Origin of the sequence: Lysobacter sp. CFH 32150, from assembly GCF_022758295.1 — a bacterium.
In the GTDB taxonomy this organism is placed as follows: domain Bacteria; phylum Pseudomonadota; class Gammaproteobacteria; order Xanthomonadales; family Xanthomonadaceae; genus CFH-32150.
This window is the reverse complement of the sequence record NZ_JALDWJ010000008.1, coordinates 116,963-132,614: the sequence shown is the minus strand read 5'-3', so window position 1 is coordinate 132,614 and position 15,652 is coordinate 116,963. Positions and strand designations below refer to the sequence as shown.

13 protein-coding genes are annotated in these 15,652 nt (G+C 64.5%); 4 read left to right on the top strand and 9 right to left on the bottom strand.

What is annotated here, in order from left to right; genetic code table 11:
* Positions 1 to 15 precede the first annotated feature (15 nt).
* On the bottom strand, positions 16 to 1,803 hold the full coding sequence (locus MO486_RS12120; protein ID WP_242907989.1) for a phosphoenolpyruvate carboxykinase (GTP): 1,788 nt from the start codon (positions 1,801 to 1,803) through the stop codon (positions 16 to 18).
* A 95-nt stretch (positions 1,804 to 1,898) separates the two neighbouring features.
* Positions 1,899 to 2,486, bottom strand: a complete 588-nt coding sequence (locus MO486_RS12115; protein WP_242907987.1) for a TetR/AcrR family transcriptional regulator — start codon at positions 2,484 to 2,486, stop codon at positions 1,899 to 1,901.
* Between the two features lie 199 nt (positions 2,487 to 2,685).
* Between MO486_RS12115 and MO486_RS12110 the strand changes: the two genes are divergently transcribed.
* The gene (locus tag MO486_RS12110; RefSeq protein ID WP_242907985.1) at positions 2,686 to 5,154 is read left to right on the top strand and encodes an acyl-CoA dehydrogenase; all 2,469 of its coding nucleotides are present in this window, start codon (positions 2,686 to 2,688) and stop codon (positions 5,152 to 5,154) included.
* Positions 5,155 to 5,223: 69 nt separating this feature from the next.
* A complete protein-coding gene (locus MO486_RS12105) occupies positions 5,224 to 5,697 on the top strand; it encodes a hotdog fold domain-containing protein (RefSeq protein ID WP_242907984.1) in 474 nt (157 codons plus the stop codon).
* On the opposite strand, the gene MO486_RS12100 is transcribed toward MO486_RS12105, so the two are convergent.
* From MO486_RS12100 to MO486_RS12085, 4 genes are all read right to left on the bottom strand, one after another.
* Positions 5,694 to 6,041 carry a DUF1304 domain-containing protein gene (locus MO486_RS12100; protein ID WP_242907981.1) on the bottom strand — a complete coding sequence of 116 codons (348 nt, stop codon included), beginning with the start codon at positions 6,039 to 6,041 and terminating at the stop codon, positions 5,694 to 5,696. The two genes, MO486_RS12105 and MO486_RS12100, sit on opposite strands and share 4 nt — an antisense overlap.
* Positions 6,042 to 6,111: 70 nt before the next feature.
* A complete protein-coding gene (locus tag MO486_RS12095) occupies positions 6,112 to 6,753 on the bottom strand; it encodes a DUF922 domain-containing protein (protein WP_242907979.1) in 642 nt (213 codons plus the stop codon).
* Positions 6,734 to 7,615, bottom strand: coding sequence for a metallophosphoesterase (locus tag MO486_RS12090; RefSeq protein WP_242907977.1), 882 nt, complete (start codon positions 7,613 to 7,615; stop codon positions 6,734 to 6,736). The genes MO486_RS12095 and MO486_RS12090 overlap by 20 nt, the downstream gene beginning before the upstream one ends.
* A complete protein-coding gene (locus tag MO486_RS12085; RefSeq protein WP_242907975.1) occupies positions 7,612 to 8,934 on the bottom strand; it encodes an MFS transporter in 1,323 nt (440 codons plus the stop codon). The genes MO486_RS12090 and MO486_RS12085 overlap by 4 nt, the downstream gene beginning before the upstream one ends.
* 137 nt (positions 8,935 to 9,071) lie before the next feature.
* Between MO486_RS12085 and MO486_RS12080 the strand changes: the two genes are divergently transcribed.
* Positions 9,072 to 10,655: a choline dehydrogenase gene (locus MO486_RS12080; protein WP_242908337.1), complete on the top strand. Its 1,584-nt coding sequence runs from the start codon at positions 9,072 to 9,074 to the stop codon at positions 10,653 to 10,655.
* 59 nt (positions 10,656 to 10,714) lie between these two features.
* Here MO486_RS12080 and MO486_RS12075 read toward each other — a convergent pair whose 3' ends face one another.
* The 3 genes from MO486_RS12075 to MO486_RS12065 form a co-directional block, all read right to left on the bottom strand.
* A complete protein-coding gene (locus MO486_RS12075) occupies positions 10,715 to 11,485 on the bottom strand; it encodes a hypothetical protein (RefSeq protein ID WP_242907973.1) in 771 nt (256 codons plus the stop codon).
* 65 nt (positions 11,486 to 11,550) lie between these two features.
* Entirely contained in the window at positions 11,551 to 13,455 is a 1,905-nt protein-coding gene (locus MO486_RS12070; RefSeq protein WP_242907971.1) for a M48 family metallopeptidase, read from the bottom strand.
* 63 nt (positions 13,456 to 13,518) lie between these two features.
* Complete coding sequence (locus MO486_RS12065) at positions 13,519 to 14,115, bottom strand: LemA family protein (protein ID WP_242908335.1); 597 nt, start codon at positions 14,113 to 14,115, stop codon at positions 13,519 to 13,521.
* Positions 14,116 to 14,206: 91 nt separating this feature from the next.
* Between MO486_RS12065 and MO486_RS12060 the strand changes: the two genes are divergently transcribed.
* Positions 14,207 to 15,601 (top strand): serine hydrolase domain-containing protein, encoded by a 1,395-nt coding sequence (locus MO486_RS12060; RefSeq protein ID WP_242908334.1) that lies wholly within the window; start codon positions 14,207 to 14,209, stop codon positions 15,599 to 15,601.
* Positions 15,602 to 15,652 lie beyond the last annotated feature (51 nt).

The window sequence follows — 15,652 nt, the reverse complement described above, 5'->3', positions numbered from 1 at the left end:
CGTGATGTTTAGCGGTCAGTCCAGCTGAGCGGCAATCCGCTGCTGTTCGACTTTCAGCGCGTGTGGGGCACGATCCCCAAACTCACCCAGGAACTCTTCCAGGCTCGCGAATTCCGCACGCCAACCGTTACGGTCGAATCCAAATAGTTTGGTGCGAGCTTCGTCCGACAGGTCGATGCCGTCGAGGTTGATGTGCTCGGCCTTCGGCAAGGCGCCGACCGGGGTGTCGATGGCGTCGACTTCGCCCTTGACGCGTTTGATCATCCACTCGAGCACGCGCAGGTTGTCGCCGAAGCCTGGCCACAGGAACTTGCCGTCGTCGCCTTTGCGGAACCAGTTGACGTGGAAGATCTTCGGCAGCTTCGCGCCCGGCTTGTCGAACGACAACCAGTGGCTGAAGTAGTCGGCGAAGTTGTAGCCACAGAACGGCTTCATGGCCATCGGGTCGCGACGCATCACGCCAACGGCGCCAGTTGCGGCCGCCGTGGTCTCGGAACCCATCGCTGCACCGACGAGCACGCCGTGCGTCCAATCACGCGCCTCGAATACCAGCGGCACCAGCGATGCGCGACGACCGCCGAACACAATCGCGGAAATCGGCACGCCTTGTGCGTCTTCGGCTTTCGGCGAATACGACGGGCACTGCTTCGCGCTGACGGTGAAGCGTGAGTTCGGATGCGCAGCGGGACCATTGCCCGGAGCGTAATCGCGACCCTGCCAGTCCTTGACTGGCGTACCGTGATCGAGACCTTCCCACCACGGTTGGTTGTCGGCGGTGACGCCGACATTGGTGAAGATGGTGTCGTGCTGGATCGAGGCGAGCGCGTTCGGATTCGACTTCTCCGACGTGCCCGGCGCTACGCCGAAGAACCCGGCTTCCGGATTGATCGCATACAAACGGCCATCCGCGCCTGGACGCATCCAGCAGATGTCGTCGCCGATCGTCCACACCTTCCAGCCGTCGCGGCGATAGCCTTCCGGCGGGATCAGCATCGCGAGGTTGGTCTTGCCGCAGGCGCTGGGGAACGCGGCGGCGATGTAATGCGTCTCGCCCTGCGGATTCTCGAGGCCGAGGATCAGCATGTGTTCGGCCAGCCAGCCTTCGTTGCGCGCCTGGTGCGAAGCGATGCGCAGCGCGTGGCACTTCTTGCCGAGCAGCGCGTTGCCGCCGTAGCCGGAACCGTACGACTTGATCGCCAGCTCCTCGGGGAAATGCATGATGTAGCGACGGTTCGGATCGAGTTCGCCAATGGAATGCAGGCCTTTGACGAACGAGCCTTCACGTTCGATCCGCGCCAGTGCCGCCGCGCCCATGCGGGTCATGATGCGCATGTTGGCAACGACGTATGCCGAATCGGTGATCTCCACGCCGCAACGCGCCAGCGGTGAATCGATCGGGCCCATGCAGTACGGGATCACATACATCGTCCGACCACGCATGCAGCCGGCGAACAGTTCATCCATCTGCTTGTGACCGTCGGCCGGCGACATCCAGTGGTTGTTCGGGCCGGCGTCTTCCTTGTCGGTGGTGCAGACGAAGGTCAGGTGCTCGACGCGCGCGACGTCGTCTGGATGCGAGCGGTGCAGCCAGCTGTTCGGATGGGTCTGCTCGTTGAGCTTGATCAGCGTGCCGTCAGCCTGCATCTGGGCAATCAGGGCGGCGTATTCGGCATCGCCGCCGTCGCACCAATGTATGGCGTCGGGCTGGGTCAGCGCAGCGACTTCGGCAACCCAGTCGTTGAGCGCGGCAAGCGAGCTGCGTTTGGTACCGGAGGGGATTACATCTTTGGAAAGTGCGTTCACTGCATCGGCCTCCGGCCGCAATTCAAGGTTCAAATTTTCAGGTCGGATCGGCACCGGGTCTTAAGGGCCGGATTTTTCAGAGCCGAGCTTCGGAATCAGGCTTTCGGAATCAGCGTGGCCATCATGTGCTCGATGTAGGCCTCGTACTCGTCGTGTTGGGGGCGCGTCTGGTGCAGCTGCAGATAAAGCTGCAGGTAGCCGACGTAGGACGTGTAGAGCAGGCGTGCACGGTGACGGGCGTCGGTGGGCGACAGGCCGGTCTGGCGGAAGGCTTCCGTCAGGTAGTTCAGGCGGCGGTCGGACACGCGGCCGATCACCGGCTGCACTGCCGGGTGATCCAGCGCCTTGACCAGTTCGGAATAGATGATCGGCAAGCGGTTCTCATGCGCGACCACGGTGACCAGCGCGCGCAGGCGCTCGCGTGGATCGGCGATCGCTTCAAGCGGGCCGAACACGGTTTCCTGCTCGACCTTCTCCCAGCGTTCGAGCGCTGCGATCAACAAGGCGTCGCGGGAGGGGAAGTGCCAGTAGAAGCTGCCCTTGGTGACGCCAAGGCGCCGGGCCAAGGGTTCGACCGCGACCGCGGCGACGCCCTGCTCGGCGATCAGATCGAGGGCGGCTTGCGCCCAGTCGTCGGCACTGAGGCGGCCGACCCGTTCTTGCTTGTGGGCAGGAAGGTTCATGCTTGGGATTGTAACCGTACGGTGGTGGCTGGGTCAGTACGCAGGTCGGCAACCGGACTGATCGCCAACAGTTGACAGTGACCTCGGCCACTAAACATACTCAGCCGTATGTCATGCGTTTGAATTTAGCGTTTGAACCGCGCATTCGCCGGGCAAACACCTTATTAATAACTACGCTGTCGCCTACCCGAGCCCCCCAATGAACGTCGTCGCCCCCTTCCTCATCCTTCTGCTGGTCGGCGCGATCGCCGCCTACCACCGCCTGCGCCTGCCGGTGTGGGTCGCGCTCAGCGCGGCCGCCATCGTCCTGTGCTCGCTGCTGGGCGCCAATGCGACCGCCAACATCATTGCCGCGCTGATCGTCGCGTTGATCGCAGTGCCGCTGCTGGTGCCGCAGATCCGTATCCCTTACGTCACCAAGCCGTTGCTCGGCTTCTACACCAAGATCCTGCCGCCGCTATCGGAGACCGAGCGCACTGCGCTGGAAGCCGGCACGGTCGGTTTCGAAGGCGAGCTGTTCTCGGGCAAGCCCGACTGGAACGAGTTGCTGTCGCAGCCCAAGCCGGAACTCAGTGCCGAGGAACAGGCTTTCCTCGACGGCCCGTGCGAAGAGTTGTGCCGGATGACCAACGACTGGGAGATCACCCACGTCCTGGCCGACTTGCCTCCTGAGCTGTGGGACTTCATCAAGCGCAACAAATTCTTCGGCCTCAACATCCCGAAGGAATTTGGCGGCCTTGGCTTCACTGCGCTGGCCAACCACAAGGTGATCCAGAAGCTCGCGACGGTGTCGACCGTGGTCAGCTCCACCGTCGGCGTGCCGAACTCACTCGGCCCGGGCGAGCTGCTGATGCACTACGGCACCGACGACCAGAAGAAGTACTACCTGCCGCGCCTGGCCGACGGCCGTGAAGTGCCCTGCTTCGGCCTGACCGGACCCTGGGCCGGCTCCGATGCGACGTCGATCCCCGACTTCGGCATCGTCACCATGGGCGACTGGAACGGCGCGCGCGTGGTCGGCGTCAAGCTGACCTTCGACAAGCGCTACATCACCCTGGCGCCGGTCGCGACGCTGATCGGTTTGGCGTTCCGCATGTACGACCCGGAAGGCCTGATCGGCGACAAGAAGGACATCGGCATTACCCTCGCCTTGTTGCCGCACGACACGCAGGGCGTTGAAGTCGGCCGTCGCCACTTCCCACTCAACTCGCCGTTCCAGAACGGCCCGATCCATGGCAAGGAAGTCTTCATCCCGCTCAGCCAGTTGATCGGCGGCGAAGCCTACGCCGGCAAGGGTTGGCAGATGCTGGTCGAATGCCTGTCGATCGGCCGCTGCATCACGCTACCCTCCACCGGTAGTGGTGGCGCCAAGTTCGCCGCGGTCGTGACGGGTGCGTATGCGCGCATCCGCAAGCAGTTCGGCTTGTCGGTGGGTCGTTTCGAAGGTGTCGAAGAAGCGCTGGCGCGCATCGGCGGCAACGCCTACGCGATCAGTGCGCTGTCGCAGGCAACGGCTGCTGCGGTTGCCCGTGGCGAAAACCCGGCGGTGCCCTCCACCATCGCCAAATACCACTGCACGGAGATGGCGCGTGCCGTCTGCCAGGACGCCATGGATATCCACGGCGGCAAGGGCATCATCCTCGGGCCGAAGAACTATCTCGGTCGCAGTTGGCAGGCCTCGCCGATCATGATCACCGTCGAGGGCGCCAACATCATGACGCGCTCGCTGATGATCTTTGGCCAGGGGGCGATCCTGTGCCATCCCTGGGTGCTCAAGGAAATGAGGGCGGCGACGCTGCCCGATCGCGAGCAGGGCCTGCGCGAGTTCGACGATGCGCTGTTCAACCACATCGGTTTTGCGGTGTCCAATGCGGTGCGCTCGCTGTGGTACGGGCTGACATTCGCGAAGTTCGGCAAGGCGCCCGGCGACGACTACACGCGCCGCTTCTACCGCAAGCTCAACCGCTATTCGGCGGCGCTGGCGTTGGCAGCGGACGTTTCGATGCTGCTGCTTGGCGGCAAGCTCAAGTTCAAGGAATTGCTGTCGGGTCGGCTGGGCGATGTGCTGAGCCAGCTCTACATCACCAGCAGCATGCTCAAGCGCTACGAAGACCAGGGCCGTCCGGTCGCCGACCAGCCGTTGCTGGCCTGGGCCTTCCACGATGCCGTGCACAAGATCGAATTGGCGTTGTCGGGCGCACTGCGCAACTTCCCGATCCGCCCGGTCGGCTGGCTGCTGTGGACGCTGATCTTCCCGCTGGGCCGCCGCGCACAGGCACCGAGCGATCGCCTCGGCCATCGCGTCGCGTCCTTGCTGATGTCGCCGAACGAAGCCCGCGACCGTCTCGGCGAAGGCACCTTCCTCACGCCCTGTGCCAACAATCCGGCTGGCCGCATCAACAGCTACCTGCAGGCCGTGATCCTCGCCGAACCGGTGGAGCGCAAGTTCCTCAAGGCGCTGAAGCAGCACGACATCGAAGCATTGGATTTCAGCTCGCAACTGGACGAAGGCGTGCGCGAAGGCTGGATCACCGCGGACGAGCGCAAGCAGCTGGAAACATTGCGCGAGATGACGATCGATGCGATCAGCGTCGACGATTTCGACAGCGCCGAGTTGCGCGCAGCCCCGTACACGCGCGAGCAGGCTGACGCGCGCGCGGCGGCGTGATCGCGACACGATCCTGACGACACCAATGACGGCGGGCTTCGGCTCGCCGTCCGTTTTTCGGAGACGCAAATGGCCAGTTCCGTGCTCGCCCTGTACCGCCGCATCACCCGCTGGCCTGCTGGCCATTGGCTGTTCTCGCGGGCGGTCTGTTTCAAGGCGCCCTACTTCGGCTCGATCACACCGCGCTTCGAATCGCTGGAACCAGGCCGCTGCAGCGCGACCATCCGCCATCGCCGCCGCGTCACCAACCACCTCGGCACCGTGCACGCGATCGCACTGTGCAATCTGGCCGAACTCACTGCCGGCGTGATGACCGACGCGTCCATCCCCGCGAGCATGCGCTGGATTCCAAGAGGCATGACCGTCGAATACCTCAAGAAAGCCATTGGCACCATGCGCGGCGTGGCCACTCCGGATATCCCCATCGTCGAAGCTGCAACCGGCTACGACCTGCCCGTCACTGTCGTCGTCACCGATCCCGCTGGCGAAGCGGTGTTCCGCGCCCGCATCGCAATGTGGGTATCGCCAAAACCCCCGCGCTAGACCAGCAGCGCCGCAACCGCGAGCAAGGCCGGCAGCGCCTGCACAAAGAAGATGCGGCGGTTGACCGTTGCCGCACCGTAGACGCCGGCGACCACCACGCAACCGAGGAAGAACAGCGCCACGTTGCGCTGCTGCGTCGCCACTGCCCAGACCAGCCCCGCGGCGAGGAAGCCGTTGTAAAGCCCCTGATTCGCGGCCAGCACTTTCGACTGCTCAGCCACTTCGCGCGTCAGACGGAAGATCTTCAAGCCGAGTGGCTTGGTCCACAGGAACATCTCGAGCACCAGGAAATACAGGTGCAGGAGCGCGACCAGCAGGATCAGCACGATTGCGATTGTCGACATCACGATTTCTCCGTAGCAGTTGTGTACAACGAAACCGCATTATCTCTACGCTTTCAAAGTCAGATGCGAATTATCTGGGCAGACGACGCCGACTGCTCGCTGGCGATCCGAACTGAATCAGCACCGGGCGCTCATCCAGGAGCCGATCCTGCAAGTCCCGCCGCGCTTCCATGCGTTGGACAGCGCTCCGGATCGCCTGCGACGTGCGGAGACAACGCCGGTCCGGTTCGAGGGCCGACAACTCCTCCAGCAACCGCACGGCGCCTTCGAGTGCATTCTGCCGGTGCTGTTGCTCGTGCCGGACGATCGTATTGCTGATCTGCTCCCATTTACCCGCCAGCGACCGCGGCATCGGCATTGCTTGATCCCAGCGCGGCAGATCCATGCGCAGCACGAGCTGGATCGTATATCCGCTCATCAGGCAGCCCTGTCGCGTCTGGGTCAGTTCCCCATCGATCCGCAGCTCGCTCCGGGTCAAACCATGCGCCTCGCGTCCGAGTTCACCCGAGTCGGGAACATGCAACTGCGAAACCAGTTCTTCGAGATTGCGCCCGCGGACGCTGTAATAGACCGTGGATTCCTCGACGATGAGCCGTGGCTTGGTGGGGGCGCCGTCGGGCGCATCGACTGCAGTCGCCGCCCCTGCGGCCAGGCACATGGCAAGCATCCATGTGTACCTACGAATCCTCACTCTACTGCGGCGCTCGAGCATGCAATGCGGTTCCACTGTGCAGCGTCAGCCGCGAAATCTCCGGTGGCACGCCGAAGCGCACCGGCAAGATGCTGGTGCCGATGCCGGGCGTGACGAACAGGTGGCTGCCATGCTCGATGTATTCACCGATCGCGTAGCGTCCGCGTATCGGCAACACCGGGCGACCGATCAGCGGCAGGTTCACCTGCCCGCCATGCGTGTGGCCTGCGATCAGCAGCGACGCACGCGCCGGCACTTGCGGGAACAGATCCGGGTTGTGGGTGATCGCCAAGGCGGGCGCATCGCCGGTCACGGCCGAGAACGCGCGCGCGACATCGGGTTTGCCTTCCCAGAGATCGCCGATGCCGACGAGCCATAGCTTGCAGTCATCCAGCACGACCTCGCGTGCCTCGTTCTCCAGCACCACCACGCCGGCGGATTCGAGTGCGGTGCGGACCTTGGCGCCATCCTTCCACCAGTCGTGGTTGCCCAACACCGCGTACACCGGCTTGCGCGCCGTCAGCGGCTTCAAGTGTTCGGCGAAAGTCTCCGCCGGCACGTATTCGCCCATGAACACGCTGAGGATGACGTAGTCGCCGGCCATCAGCACCGCGTCCGAGTCACTGGCGACAAGCGTGCGCACGATGCGGTCGAGGTTGTCGACGCCGTTGTGCGGCGAGCCGGTGTGGATGTCGCTGACGACATCGATGCGCAACCCTTCGCATTGCGTCGACCAGCGCGGCAAGGTCAGCGCGTAATCGCGCTCGACCAGCGTGCGTGGTTCCCAGGCGAAGCCCCAGGCCGCGCAGGCGAAGCCGATCAGCAGTGCGGCAAGCAACGTGCGTCGCAGCCATAGCGGCAGACGGTGCCAGCGGCGTTTCAAGCGCCGGCCGCCTGCTGCGCTGGCGCTTTACTGCCTTCAACTTGTTTCGACAGGCGCCAACCCAGCGCCGCGGCGGTCACCGCCGCCACGGCACTGAGACCGGCAAAGCCCGCGGTCACGACGCCGATGCTGCGCAACGCGTTCATCGCCAGCGAGATCGACAGGTCGCCGAAGCGCCACACCGCGGTGTCGACCGCGTTCTGGCCTTTGTAACGCAAGTTGCGCGGCACCTGTGCGAATAGACTGTGGCGTGCAGGTTCCGCCATGCCGTAGGCAAGGCCGCGACTAACGATCAACGCGATCGCCACCGCCGGCATCGCACCGATCAGCGGCGCGTGCGGATCATCGGCAAGCACCACCATCAGCAACACCGCCGCACCCGCGAGCGCCCACACCAGCAGCACCGCGCCAGGCCCCTTGCGTGGCAGCAACCAGCGCGTGAGCGTGAGCTGGGCAATCACGGTCAGCAGGTTCGCCGCCAGATCGACGTTGGCGGCGAAACGTGTACGCGCAACGGCATCGGTGAACGTTGCATTGGAGTAGTCGGCGACCAGGGCATAACAGACCGTGCCGATGCCGTCGGCAAGCAACAGCAGCATCGCCATGCCGCGCATGAACGGATTGGCAAAAACCTGCCTGAGGCCGTCCCACATGCTCCCGCCCACTGCCGCCTCGTGCGCCACGTCGTGGCGCCGCGTGCTGTGCTTGCGCGCCCAACGCCCCAGCGCCACTACGCACGCCACTGCAATTCCGAGCAGCACCGACGACGCCACCAGCAACGGCGCCACACCGATCACCTCGACCAGGCTCCGCGTCAGCAGTGGCCCGGCTACCGCCCCCGCCGTACCGGCGACGGCAATCACCGGGAACAATCGCCGCGACTGCGCTTCGTCCCAGATGTCGGTCATGAAGATCCAGAACACCGACACCGCGAACAGGTTGAACACGCTGACCCAGACGAAGAAAACGATGCCCAGCGTGCGCACGCCCAGCAGTTCCGGAGCGACGAACAAGGGCACGAATCCGAGCAGGCAGATGATGGCGAACAGATAGATGCTCGGCACCGTGATGCGCCGCGGATAGCGCGCCACCAGCGCGCCGAACACCGGCGCCAGCGCCAGCATGACGACGAAGGTCGCCCCGTAGAACCACGGCAGCTGGGTCGATCCCACGGCAGCGGAGAGCTGCTCGCGCACCGGCCGCAGCATGTAATACGCCGCCAGGACGCAGAAGAAGTACACGAACGACAGGACCACCGCATGCCATTCGCCACTGTGGACGCGCGCCGCGGGTTTGAGGTCTACAGGGTTTGCCGCCATCGGCAGCACTCCGGTACAGGTCGCGGCACGTTAGCCCATGCCCCGCGCTGCCGCTACCATGCGCGGAGTATTTGCTCCAACTCAGCGGCGTAGCGTCGCCGCGAATTGGCCAGACCGCGTTCGACGGGGACAGCAGGTTGTACGACTACATCATCATCGGCGCCGGCTCGGCCGGCTGCGTCCTCGCCAACCGGCTGTCCGAAGACCCCAGCGTCAAGGTGCTGCTGCTGGAAGCCGGTGCGCGTGACTGGCATCCCTTCATCCACATGCCCGCCGGCATCGCCAAGATCGCCAACAACAAGCGTCTGAACTGGGATTACCACACCACGCCCGAGCCGCATTTGAACAACCGCGTGCTGTGGTGGCCGCGCGGCAAGGTGCTGGGTGGCTCCAGTTCGATCAACGCCATGTGCTACGCCCGCGGGGTGCCCGGCGATTACGACGAATGGGCCGCGGAGGGCGCGAGCGGTTGGGACTGGAACACGGTACTGCCCTACTTCAAGCGTTCCGAGCACAACGCCCGCGGCGGCGATGCGCTGCATGGCGACCAGGGTCCGCTGTACGTCTCTGACCATCGCTATACCAACCCGCTGTCGGAGGTCTTCATCGAGGCGGGACAACAGGCGGGCTATCCGCGTAACCGCGACTTCAACGGTCCGCAGCAACAAGGTTTCGGCTACTACCAGGTCACGCAGAAGGACGGCGCTCGTTGTTCGGCGGCAGTGGCTTATCTCAATCCGGTGAAGTCGCGGCCGAACCTCACCATCCACACCCATGCAATGGCCAGCCGCATCACGTTTGAGAAGGGTCGCGCCAATGGCGTGACCTACTCGATGCTCGGCAAGGCCTTCCACCAACAAGCGTCGCGCGAAGTGATCCTCAGCGGTGGTGCGATCAATTCGCCGCAGTTGCTGATGTTGTCCGGCATCGGCCCGGCGGCGCAGTTGCGCCAGCAACGGATCGAAGTCGTCGTCGACGCACCGAATGTCGGCGCCAACCTGCAGGACCACCTCGACATCTGCACCCTGCAGCACTGCCCGCCTGGCGTCAGCTACGACCATCTCAGCGACGTGAAAGTCGCCTTCGACTACTACCTGCGCGACCACAGTGGTCCGGGCTCCAGCAACGTCGCCGAAGCCGGCGCCTTCCTGCGCTCACGTTATGCGCCGGACAATCGCGCCGACATCCAGTTCCACTTCGTTCCGGCGATGCTCGACGACCACGGCCGCAATCGCCTCGAAGGCGACGGCTACACGCTGCACGCCTGTTTCCTGCGCCCGCGCAGCCGCGGCCAGCTCAGCCTGGTCAGCAATCGCGCTGCGGACAAGCCGCGGATCGAAGCGAACTATCTCGGCGACGCCGAAGGTTTCGACCTGAAGATGATGGTCGAGTGCGCGAAGCTGTCGCGCGAGATCTTCGCGCAGAAGGCATTCGACCCGTATCGCGGCGAACCGATCTTCCCAGCCCGCAATGACCTCACCGACGCCGAGCTCGCCGAGTTCGTCCGCGCGAAGGCAGAAACGATCTACCACCCGATCGGCACCTGCCGCATGGGCAGCGATGCGCAATCGGTGGTCGATCCTGAATTGCGTGTACGCGGCGTCGAGGGCCTGCGTGTCGTCGATGCCTCGGTCATGCCGACCTTGCTCGGCGGCAACACCAACGCCCCGACGATCATGATCGCTGAGCGTGCGGCGGATTTGATCCGGGGTGCCGTCTAGTCAGATCCGTAGGGTGGGCTTCAGCCCACCGGCTCTGTCAGGAAAGTGACCGTAGCCACTCATGGTTTGCCAGGGAAGTAACTCATGTCCTGGCGGTAGCTCCAGGTCTCCGACTTCACCGTCGCCACGCAAGCTGCGAGGTCATTCAACACCGTAGTGCGTTCGATCGATCCGGCAAGCAATCGCTCCAGGCTGCCGTCGTAGTGGTCGTAAGCCGTCCAGCCGTCGCGCGCGATCATCAACATGTACCCAGGAGTCTCGCCGCCGATGACGAGCTCGTACCACGTATGGGCCGGCGCATGGTCCACGCCTCGCAGTGCTTGGCGCACCGCCCGCAGCACGTTCTCGAAACGAGCCTGCGTGCCCGCGCGCAAGGTGTAGTGGAACACCTGCACGCTCTTCGAAGGCTGCCACTGCTCGAGCGGAAAACCAGTGCTGAATTCGCGCCGCACCCGGTAACTGGCGCGGAACACGTCTTTGGCAAACGGCACGAATGTCCGCACGGCATCAGCAGCGTCGTTCTTCGGATCGATGCGCTGGTCGAATGCTGCAAATGGCGCGCCAAAGCTGCCGTCGATGAACATACCGACCCGCTCGCCACTTGCGACATACCAGCCGTACCACACTAGCGGGTCGTGCTTGTCGCGATGCCAGTTCAGATGCGCGCGATAGCCTTCATCGAAGCGATCCTCCTGACCGTCTTTAGGGAAATAAGCGAACAGATGCGCAGCATCGCCACTGTCTTTCAGGCGGCCACTGCCTTGCGCTTCTGCGGGCATTGGATTCCATAACACCAACAAGCCGAGCAAGCCCAGAACCAAGAACCGCATGATCGCTTCCTACCGAGGATTAACGACGCATAGTTTCGCCTGATCTCCGCCAAAGCGAGATGACATCAGGAACGCTCCAACATCGGCGGCAGCGGACAATGCAACACGCCGCAGATCGTGCGCAGCAGCTCCGCCTCGGCCACGCTGACGCGACCGTCATGGCTGATCGCGGCAGTGATGCCCTCGATCAACGCTTCCTTGGCGAACGGATTCAGCGCATCCAGCGGCGCCCAGATCGGGTCCAGCGCCAGCACGCCATTCGCACGCGGCAGGTACGGCAGGTGGTCGTTCGACAACACACGCTGGATGCCGACGAGATAGGCGCGCTGCGCACCCTCGGTGTCGTCGTGGCCGGCCTGTGCGACCACGCATAGCAGCGTCGAAACCTCGCTGCGCACGTCGCTGAGCTTGCGGCGACCGAAGCGGGCATGTTTCGACGGGTCCAGGGATTCGCGGACCTGCACCTGCAGCAAACGAGCGAGGCAATATTCAAACAGCGACACTTCGCCGTCGGCATGCACTACAGCGTGCACGCAGTCAAGGAAGGTGTCGAGCTCGGGACGCGGACGCAGCCGCAATACCGGGAACGCCAGTGCCGCCAGCGGCAGCCGCAGCAGCGGATGCAGGTCGTCGACCAGCTGTTGATGGATGCGCTGCGCATAGTCGGCGACCGGCTGACCGAGGCGCACGGCGATTTCGGCACGCTGGCGGCTGCCCAGCGGCTCGGCGTCGTCCAGCAGCAGGCCGAGCAGCAGCGGCATCACCGCATCGCGCTGTGCAGCGAGGTCGCGCAAGGCCTCGGGAATGGTGGCGACGATGGCATCGGCACGCCTGTAGTCGTCGGCGGCCGGATGCGCAACCTGCGCTGCGACCATCGACGGGCTGAGGCTGACCTCGGCTGACGCGGACGGCAAGCGCGCACTGCTGCCCTCGGCGAAGCCGAGTTGGATGTCTTCCTCGAGGCCGTTCGGCGGCGCCAGCATCCAACGCCGCGTCAGTGCGTCGAGCTGGTCGGCACGGAAGCTCGGTTCCAGCGCCTGGATGCGTTGCAGCAGTGGCGGATGCGTGGCGAACAAGCCGCTGAAACCGACCCCGTCGCCGAACAGCATATGGCTGACCTCTTCGGCGTCGCCGCGTTCGTTGAGTTTGGAACCTTCGCCTAGGCCGGCGATCTTCTTCAGCGCCCCGGACAAACCCACGGTCTGACGGGTGAACTGCACCGCCGAAGCGTCGGCCAAAGATTCGCGCGTGCGGCTCACGCCGGCCTTGATCATGCGGCCGAAGAACAGGCCGATGTAGCCGACGACCATCGCGATCAACGCCGCCGCCAGGATCGCACCAGCCCCCTTGCCGCGACCGCGGCCGAGCTCAAGCACCTTGCGACCGATCAGGCCGAGCATGAGGATGCCGAACAGCACGCCGATCAGGCGGATGTTCAGGCGCATGTCGCCGTTGAGGATGTGGCTGAACTCGTGGGCGATCACGCCTTGCAGTTCGTCGCGATTGAGCTTGTCGAGCGCGCCACGGGTGACCGCGACCACCGCGTCGGACGGTGAGTAGCCCGCTGCGAAGGCGTTGATCGCGGCCTCATGCTCGAGCACGTAGATCTTGGGCACTGGCACGCCCGAGGCGATCGCGATTTCCTCGACCACGTTGCGCAGGCGGCGCAGCTGGGTATCCGTGGTGCTTTCCGGCACCGGCACGCCACCCATCTGCAGCGCCACCGGTTCGCCGCCGCCGCGCAGCGAGGCGATGCGGTACAGCGAGCCGAGGCCGATGATGCCGAGGGTGATGAGCGTCGTGAATACGATCAACACCGCGCCCTCTCCCTCATCGCGTCCGCGGCTGCCGAAGGCGATGTAGGCGGCAAGATCGACCGCGATCACGATGCCGATCACGGCGAGCGCGAACAGCACCACCAGCCGTGTCGAGTTGCGCCGGGCCTGCGCCTGGCGTTCGAAGAAATTCATGCTTTCGCTCCCGAACCCTCACCCCAACCCCTCTCCTGGGAGAGGGGCCTCTGTGTCAGTCGATCAGAACGAGACCTTGGGCGCCGCCCGCACCTGCGCCTGCTGATCCGTCGGGATCTCCAACAGGGCTGCTGCGGGGAAGTTGAACATGCCGGCGATGATGGTCGACGGGAACACTTCGCGCCGGTTGTTGTAGCTCATCACCGAGTCGTTGAAGGCCTGGCGGGCGAAAGCGACCTTGTTCTCTGTCGAGGTCAGCTCCTCGGTGAGCTGCATCATGTTCTGGTTGGCCTTGAGGTCCGGATAGGCCTCAGCCACGGCGAGCAGGCGGCCGAGCGCACCGTTGAGGACGCCCTGTGTATTGGCAAGTTCCGCCATTGCCGTCGGGTCGCCCGGGCTGGCCTTGGCCGCTGACAGGCCGGCCATCGCCGCGCCGCGTGCCGCGATCACCGCTTCCAGTGTGCCCCGCTCATGCTGGAGGTAACCCTTGGCGGTTTCGACCAGGTTCGGGATCAGGTCGAACCGGCGTTGCAGCTGGACGTCGATCTGCGCAAAGGCGTTCTTGAATGCGTTGCGGGCGGTGATCAACCCGTTGTAAATCCCCACGCCCCAGAACACCACCGCAACCACAATTGCGAGCAGGATCAAAAAAGTAACCATCAATGTCCCCTTGTTCAGGCAAAGCTGGAAACTGGCGCTTATGATCAGCCAGCAATCGCAGCATACGCAGGGGGCTTGCCCGATGAAAGCAATGGGGAATCGGGTGGACAAGTCAGGCAGCCTGGGTAACGTCAGGGGCCATTCCGCTTGGCGCCTGGGCTTGATCGGTTTGTTACTGCCGCTCGCGCTCGGCTCCGCGGCGCAGACGCCGCTGCGCTGGAACAACACCGGCACTGCCACGCCCCCCGCACCCGCCGCCACCCAACCCGCGCACACCGTCGCGCGTTCGCCGGTAACGGCAGTACACACCATGCCGCTGGCCAGCGGTTTCGATGTACGCCTGTTCGAAGCGATGGCGCAGCGGCTGGTCGCCAATCAACGCGTGCCCGGTCTGGCGATGGCCCTGGTACAGAACGGACGTGTGCTGTCAGCGCGTGGTTACGGCGTCACTGATACACGCGTCGCCGAGCCGGTCGATGGACACACCGTGTTCCGCCTCGCTTCGCTGTCGAAGGGCTTCGCCGGCACCATGACCGGACTGCTGGTGTCCGAAGGCGCATTGCGCTGGGACAGCAAGCTCAGCGACTACCTGCCCGAATTCCAGTTGCAGGATCCGTACGCGGCCAAGCGCGTCACCGTCGCCGATCTGCTCAGCCATCGCGTCGGCCTCACCCACAACACTTACGACCGCGACCTCGAGGGCAACGTCGACTACCGCACCCTCACGCAGCGGCTCGCCTATGCGCCGATGAATTGCCAGCCCGGCGATTGCTACGCGTACCAGAACATCGCCTTCAGCCTGATCGGCGATGTGGTGTTCGCCGCCACCGGCGACTTCTATAGCCAGGCGGTGGAGCGCCGGTTGTTCAAGCCGCTCGGCATGAACGACGCCAGCCTCGGGCTCGAAGGCATCTACGCCAGCCCACGCTGGGCGCGACCGCATGTGCGCGGTCGCGGCGGCTGGGTCGCGTTGACACCGAAGCCGACCTACTACCAGCTGCCACCCGCCGCCGGCGTCAACGCCAGCATCAGCGACATGGCGCAGTGGTTGATCGCGCAGGGCGGTCATCGTCCGGACGTGCTGCCAGCGCCATTGCTGGCGACATTGCACGCCCCGATCGTCGCCACCCCCGGTGAAATGCGCGGCTCGAAATGGCGGCGCGAACGCGTGTTCTCGGCGAGCTATGCACTGGGCTGGCGCGTGTACGACTACGCCGGCCACCAACTCGTTTTCCACGGCGGCGCCGTGCAGGGATATCGCGGACTGGTGGCCATGTTGCCGGAACGCGACCTGGGCATTGCGATCCTCTGGAACAGCGAAAGCTCCCTGCCCTCGGGCCTGTTGCCTACCATCCTCGACCGCGCCATCGGCTTGCCCGACCAGCGCTGGCTCGACATCGAACCAAGTGACGACCTGCTCTACGCCGAACGCCGCATTGAGGACGCCGGCGCCGATGCTTCGCGCGGGAACGCCTCGCCGAAGTGACCACGTGCGCGCTGCAAGCGCGCGTCGATAAAACCCACGGCCAATAAAAAA

Coding starts and splice junctions, on each gene's coding strand:
- MO486_RS12070 (WP_242907971.1), bottom strand. CDS start 13,455: ATGAATTTCTTCGAACGCCAGGCGCAGGCCCGGCGCAACTCGACACGG.
- MO486_RS12110 (WP_242907985.1), top strand. CDS start 2,686: ATGAACGTCGTCGCCCCCTTCCTCATCCTTCTGCTGGTCGGCGCGATC.
- MO486_RS12105 (WP_242907984.1), top strand. CDS start 5,224: ATGGCCAGTTCCGTGCTCGCCCTGTACCGCCGCATCACCCGCTGGCCT.
- MO486_RS12115 (WP_242907987.1), bottom strand. CDS start 2,486: ATGAACCTTCCTGCCCACAAGCAAGAACGGGTCGGCCGCCTCAGTGCC.
- MO486_RS12065 (WP_242908335.1), bottom strand. CDS start 14,115: ATGGTTACTTTTTTGATCCTGCTCGCAATTGTGGTTGCGGTGGTGTTC.
- MO486_RS12075 (WP_242907973.1), bottom strand. CDS start 11,485: ATGCGGTTCTTGGTTCTGGGCTTGCTCGGCTTGTTGGTGTTATGGAAT.
- MO486_RS12095 (WP_242907979.1), bottom strand. CDS start 6,753: ATGCTCGAGCGCCGCAGTAGAGTGAGGATTCGTAGGTACACATGGATG.
- MO486_RS12085 (WP_242907975.1), bottom strand. CDS start 8,934: ATGGCGGCAAACCCTGTAGACCTCAAACCCGCGGCGCGCGTCCACAGT.
- MO486_RS12100 (WP_242907981.1), bottom strand. CDS start 6,041: ATGTCGACAATCGCAATCGTGCTGATCCTGCTGGTCGCGCTCCTGCAC.
- MO486_RS12060 (WP_242908334.1), top strand. CDS start 14,207: ATGGGGAATCGGGTGGACAAGTCAGGCAGCCTGGGTAACGTCAGGGGC.